The organism is Mycobacterium sp. NGS40, assembly GCF_059812735.1.
Genome location: NZ_JCALDG010000082.1, coordinates 1 through 1,665 on the forward strand (window position 1 = coordinate 1; position 1,665 = coordinate 1,665).

Sequence of the window (1,665 nt, forward strand, 5' to 3'; positions counted from 1 at the left end):
GGGCAGATTCCAGTCAACGTCGCAACATCGAGGCTATCTGGAGGTTGCGGTGGGAGCTGGCCGGAAGACGCGACATGGCGTGATGCTGGTGGAAAAGCAGGTGTGGTTCGCTCGGCTGATCGCGCAGGGGGTGAGTAACTCCGAGGCGTGCCGGGTTGTGGGGATCAACCGCAGGACGGGGACACGCTGGCGCTACGGGCGCACAATCCTCAACACTGCCGGCCAGGCGGTGCACTATCCGCCGGTGAGACTTACAGCACCCCAGGCGCGGCACCCCCGGTATCTGTCGCTGGCCGAGCGGACGACGATCGCTGACCTGCACCGTGCGGGTGTCAGTGTGCGCGACATCGCCGAGGAATTGGGCAGGGCGGCTTCAACGGTGTCGCGGGAGCTTCGCCGCAACGCCGATGGTCGGGGCCGCTACCTGCCCGCCACGGCGCAGCGGTTGAGCGTCGAGCGGCAGTCTCGGTCCGCCTCGTCGCGCACGCGGCGTGTAACCCGCGACGCGCAGCTCAACGGTGTCGTGGCTGAGCTGCTGGATAAGCGGTGGAGTCCTGAACAGATCGCCCACGAGTTGCCGGTGCGGTTCCCCGATCAGCCCGAGCGTCACCTGTGTACGGAGTCGATCTATCAGGCGATCTACGATCCCAGGACCGATGTGACCCGTCCGGCCAAACGGCGTCGCCGGCGGCGCCGACGCCGAATCCAGGGCCTGGAGCGACGTGGTCGGCTCACTAACATGACGATGATCGCGGATCGGCCCGCCGAGGCCGAGGACCGGATGCAGGTCGGGCACTGGGAAGGCGACTGCATCATGGGTGCCGGAAACCGTTCGGCGATAGGCACTCTCGTCGAACGCACGACCCGCTTCGTCATCCTGATCTACGTACCCACCGGGCGGCCGACCGCCGAGACGATGCGTGACGGCATCACCGAGGCACTGGGTGCTCTTGCTCCCCACCTGCGACGGACACTGACCTGGGATCAGGGCAAAGAGCTTGCACTGCACCAACAGATCACCGCCGCCACCGAGACACGCGTGTACTTCTGCGATGCGCACTCCCCGTGGCAGCGCGGCAGCAACGAGAACACGAATGGCTTGCTGCGGGACTACTTTCCCAAAGGCACCGACCTGAGCACCATCTCGCCCGAGGAACTGCAGCGAGTCGCCGACGAACTCAATGACCGGCCCCGCAAGACCCTTGACTGGGCCCGACCAGCCGACTTGATCACCGACGTGGCCATCAGGACCGCATAAGCGGCGCGGCCCAGGGTCAGCCCCAAAAGATCGCCGTGGGATCGCGATCCAGTTCAGCAAGCAGCTCCTCGATACTGGCCGTGGGCGCTACGGAATCGTAGGCATGGAATCGCAGATTGCGGTCACGCCACAACAACGACCACACACCAGTGGTCTTCACATAGCGCAGCCGGGCGATCGGGAACCGGGTCCACGCCGCACCCACATCTGCTCGCCACGGCGGCCGGCACTCCACGATCGTCAGATGCCGATCAGCGATATCCACCTCGACGCGAACCTCGTCACGGACACGCTCGGGCACCCTGGCCCGGCACCATCGCTGCACCCGCGCAACATCCGTCTCCGGCAGACCACTCACCCGACTAGTGTGCAACCCGTCCCGTTTGCAACGTCGACTGGAATCCACC

2 protein-coding genes are annotated in these 1,665 nt (G+C 65.6%); one reads left to right on the plus strand and one right to left on the minus strand.

The window, feature by feature from the left end; all coding sequences use genetic code 11:
- Positions 1 to 49 precede the first annotated feature (49 nt).
- Positions 50 to 1,258, plus strand: coding sequence for an IS30 family transposase (locus AC5Y5O_RS31960; protein ID WP_500028741.1), 1,209 nt, complete (start codon positions 50 to 52; stop codon positions 1,256 to 1,258).
- Positions 1,259 to 1,274: 16 nt separating this feature from the next.
- Here the strand turns inward: AC5Y5O_RS31960 and AC5Y5O_RS31965 are convergent, their stop codons facing one another.
- Positions 1,275 to 1,616 (minus strand): DUF3024 domain-containing protein, encoded by a 342-nt coding sequence (locus AC5Y5O_RS31965; protein WP_500028740.1) that lies wholly within the window; start codon positions 1,614 to 1,616, stop codon positions 1,275 to 1,277.
- Positions 1,617 to 1,665: the final 49 nt, after the last annotated feature.